The sequence below is a fragment of the Microvirga aerilata genome (assembly GCF_016743775.1).
Taxonomy (GTDB): Bacteria; Pseudomonadota; Alphaproteobacteria; order Rhizobiales; family Beijerinckiaceae; genus Microvirga; species Microvirga aerilata.
The window spans coordinates 1-3,900 of sequence record NZ_JAEQMY010000198.1; the positions used below are offsets into that span (position 1 = coordinate 1).

Consider the following 3,900-nt stretch of genomic DNA (forward strand, 5'->3'; position numbering starts at 1 on the left):
CAGACCAAGACGGGTCAGCTGTTTGCCTATGCGCGCGATGATCGCCCCTGGGGCGGGGCGGATCCGCCCGGGGTGGCTTACGTGTATGCGCCGGATCGCAAGGCGGCCAGACCGATCGAGCATCTGGCGGGCTTTGCCGGCGTGCTGCAGGTCGACGGCTACAGCGGCTATCGGGCTCTGGCGGCAGGCAGCCAGGTGACGCTGGCGTTCTGCTGGGCACACGTGCGGAGGCGCTTTTACGAGCTGGCCGTGGCCGGCGCGGCGCCGATTGCCAGCGAAGCCCTCACGCGGATTGCGGAACTCTACCGGATTGAGAGCGACATCCGTGGCCTGAGTGCCGCGGAGCGTTGCCGGGTTCGTCAGGAGAAGAGCCGTTCGATCCTGGAGGCTATGGAGCCCTGGTTACGTGGCAAGCTCGGTCTGATCAGCCAGAAGAGCAAACTGGCCGAGGCGATCCGCTATGCGCTTGTGCGCTGGGAGGGGCTGACCCGCTTTGTGGATGACGGGCGGATTGAGATCGACTCCAATGTGGTCGAGCGGACAATCCGGCCTTTGGCCCTGACGCGCAAGAATGCGCTGTTTGCCGGCTCGGATCGCGGGGGCGAGCACTGGGCGATCATCGCCTCATTGGTCGAAACCTGCAAACTGTGCGGGGTGGATCCGCAGGCTTATCTTACCGACGTGCTGAGCCGCATCGTTACCGGCCATCTCAACACCCGCCTCGATGATCTGCTGCCGTGGGCCTATGCCACCACGCCAAACCTCAAGGCTGTGGCCTGAGAACACCGCTTACGTCCTACCTGCGGATTGATCACGATAGTGAGAACAATCTGATCCAAGATCTGATCACCTCGGTAGCAGCTTGGCTCGCTGGGCGTGACGGATGGCTGGGATGTTCCTTGACTACCCAAACGTTTGAACTCTCGGCACCGCTTCCGTGGTATCCGGGATTTGTGGGACCGCACTGGGATCGCACAGGGTGTATCGTGCTCCCTCGTCCCCCCTATCTTGCCATTGAGAGTGTGTCTTGCGTGGACAGGGCTGGCGCAGCCGTCCTCATGTCCCCGGCAGTTTACTCAACGAACGTGGGTGGCGAAGGACTTTCTCGTCTCTCATTTGGTTCCGGCGTGCCTTGGCTCGGGTCTGCCGCAGATCTGGCTTCCATCGTCGTGCGCTATCAGGCCGGGTATGGTCCACGGCCGGAGGATGTCGACCACGGACACCGCTGCGCCATGCTCATGACGATTGCACGCCTCTACGCGAACCGCGGCGACGGCCTCACCGCTGAGTTCCGGGAGGATCGCTTCGTGCAGAGCATTTTCGCTCCCTACCGGGTGTGGATCTAAAAAGGCATTCCTGACGCGAAAGCGGTGACACATTTAAAAGTTTGGGAGCGTGACAGACCTCAACATCACATGAATAAAGGGCTGCGGCGGGCAAAGCAGGAGGGTGAAGCGGCACGTTCGGACGTTCACCTGCTCATTTCAATAGCGCTGGCCCCTCTAGAATGAGACAATGAAGAGCGCTGCTCTTCGAGAAACCTTCGAGCACCTATGCCACCTTATCAGTGGTGCTGCTTCTCATAAGGTTTGCCTGACCCTTCTAAGGTACAGGCGGCACGCGAAACACGAAGGAGTTGATTTAAGCACTAGGGCTACGAGACTCCGCAACCAAACAGGAGGCAAATGCTATGGCTCAAGCACGTGTCGGCGTTCGAGTTGCTGATGATCAAGGGAGTGTCACAATCGAGATCGGTCCTGTTGATGGGCCATCGTCTCCTGTTGGGTTGGACCTTGAGCAACTCACTAAAGTCATCAAACTACTGGGCCAAGCAAGGTTTCGGATGGTTGAGGGAACACCCAAGGAATCGCTCGATGGGAAGACGCTTGCGACTATCACAGAACCGTCTTGGTACATCCAGCCTGCTCAGGCCGGCAGATCGCTGCTCGCGTTTGATCATCCTGATTACGGACCTGTTGCCTTCGCGCTCCCCAGAGACCACGTCGCCAGGATCGTTCGCGTCTTGAATGCCCACCTTAAGATGCCATTAGAGCAGACGAACAAGTTGAACTGAGAAAGGTTCGTGTTTGATCGGCAGGATCATTCGCCAGTTCCTGCGACTGGTGGAAGAGCACAATCTTGAGGCAAGTTTTCGCAAGTAAAACTCGGCAGTAAACCCCACCCTTCGAGATTGTTATACTGTGACGATATTGGATCTGGGACGCGTTACAAAATAGATACTTCCGAACGCTTCATGTTCCTGTTTCGTGCGGTTCCATACAGTGAGTTATGCGAATTTCGCGAGCGTCGATGAGGCTCTTAGGGCTTGGATGATCCGCCCGAGGTACAGCCCTTGCTCTGCTGCAGGAGAATGCGAAGCCAGCTACGGTTCCTTGGCCTTATGAAAGCATGGGGTCAAAAGATGCCGTACACGTTCAACCCAGGTGACCACGTCCTCTTCAATCCTACAGCCGAACCAGATGACTTCGGTTTCTTTAGCCTTATCGCGGCGTCCGATCATAACATGGGCGAGGTCTGGGAGGTTATATGCGAACTCCCGCCGTCAGGAGGTCTGCACCAGTACTGCATCAAAGCCCGTCAGGATGGCCGGAAGCAAGTTGCAACAGAGGCGCAACTGAGACCTGCCCTACATTCCATTGACCATCACGCTCCCCTTTCGTGAGGGGCTTTTGGGCGAGCAGCGCTGAAACCACCGCCAACCCCGCCGGTTGTTGCCGCGAAGGCTGCCGCACACTCAGTCTCTAGAAACTGGAGCATCGGACTGAAAGGCAGATTCAAGAGGTAGCGGGCTGGGCTGAAGTGTGATTCCCTTCTGAGAACAGGAGGTGGATCATGACCCAGAGTTTCTCCTTGGATCTGCGCGTGCGGGTTGCGGCCTTTGTCGAGGCGGGTCATTCCTGCCGGGCGGCGGCTCGCCACTTTGGGGTCAGTGACAGCTGTGCCATCAAGCTGATGCAGCGCCAGCGGCACTCTGGTTCACTCGCGCCAGCCCGTCAGGGTCGCCCGCCGGGCGGCGGCAAGCTGGTGGCTTATGAGGCTTTCCTGATCCAGACCGTGGAAGCCGAGCCGGCCATCACCATGCCTGAACTGGCCGCACGGCTGCTGGACGAGCACGGGATCGTGGCTGCCCCCGCGATGCTCTCGCGCTTTCTGTGCCGGCGCGGCTTCACGTATAAAAAAGGCCCTGATGGCGGCGGAGTGCGCACGCGCCGACGTGCGGGATGAACGCCACGTCTGGCAGACACAGCGTCAGGCCCGTATGTGCCAACAGCCGCACCGCTTGGTGTTCCTGGACGAGACCTACGCCAACACCAAGATGACGCGCCTGCGCGGGCGCTCGCGCAAAGGCCAGCGCCTGCGCATGAGCGCACCCTTCGGCCACTGGACAAACAACACTTTCATCGCAGGGCTGCGGTGCAGCGAACTGAGTGCCCCGTGGGTGATCGATGGCCCGATCAACCGGTTGGCGTTCGAGGCTTACATCGAGACACAACTCGCGCCGACGCTGCGCAAGGGCGATGTGGTGATCCTCGACAACCTAGCGGTCCACAAGAGTGAAAGGGCCGCTCAGTGCCTGAAGCAACGCGGCGCCTGGTTCCTGTTTCTGCCACCCTACAGTCCAGACATGAACCCGGTTGAACAGGCCTTCGCCAAGATCAAGGCACACCTGCGCAAAGCCGAGGCCCGAACGTTCGACGCGCTCTGGCGAGCCCTCGGTGACATCTGCAACCTGTTCGAGCCACAAGAATGTTGGAACTTCCTCAGGGCTGCCGGAAATACGTCCGTATAATCGTCCGGTGCTCTAGAGGCTGTTATGGACTGCGATGTAGTTTACAGCCTGCCGTAGCATGATGCAGACCAGTGCAATGACATGCAGGT

At 59.2% G+C, this 3,900-nt stretch carries 3 protein-coding genes and 1 pseudogene; all 4 read left to right on the top strand.

The features are described from left to right. Nucleotides 1-780 (top strand): IS66 family transposase (tnpC, locus tag JKG68_RS31320; RefSeq protein ID WP_202066240.1); only part of this gene is annotated, 780 nt, incomplete at its 5' end. After that, entirely contained in the window at nt 738-1,346 is a 609-nt protein-coding gene (locus tag JKG68_RS31325; RefSeq protein ID WP_202066241.1) for a head-tail connector protein, read from the top strand. The genes tnpC and JKG68_RS31325, both read left to right, overlap by 43 nt. A 344-nt stretch (nt 1,347-1,690) precedes the next feature. After that, complete coding sequence (locus JKG68_RS31330; protein WP_202066242.1) at nt 1,691-2,074, top strand: hypothetical protein; 384 nt, start codon at nt 1,691-1,693, stop codon at nt 2,072-2,074. A 779-nt stretch (nt 2,075-2,853) separates the two neighbouring features. After that, nucleotides 2,854-3,811: pseudogene (locus JKG68_RS31335) on the top strand (IS630 family transposase). Nucleotides 3,812-3,900 lie beyond the last annotated feature (89 nt).

What these genes read in the sequence shown, in the direction of transcription:
- JKG68_RS31330 (WP_202066242.1), top strand. Translation starts at nt 1,691, where the DNA reads ATGGCTCAAGCACGTGTCGGCGTTCGAGTTGCTGATGATCAAGGGAGT.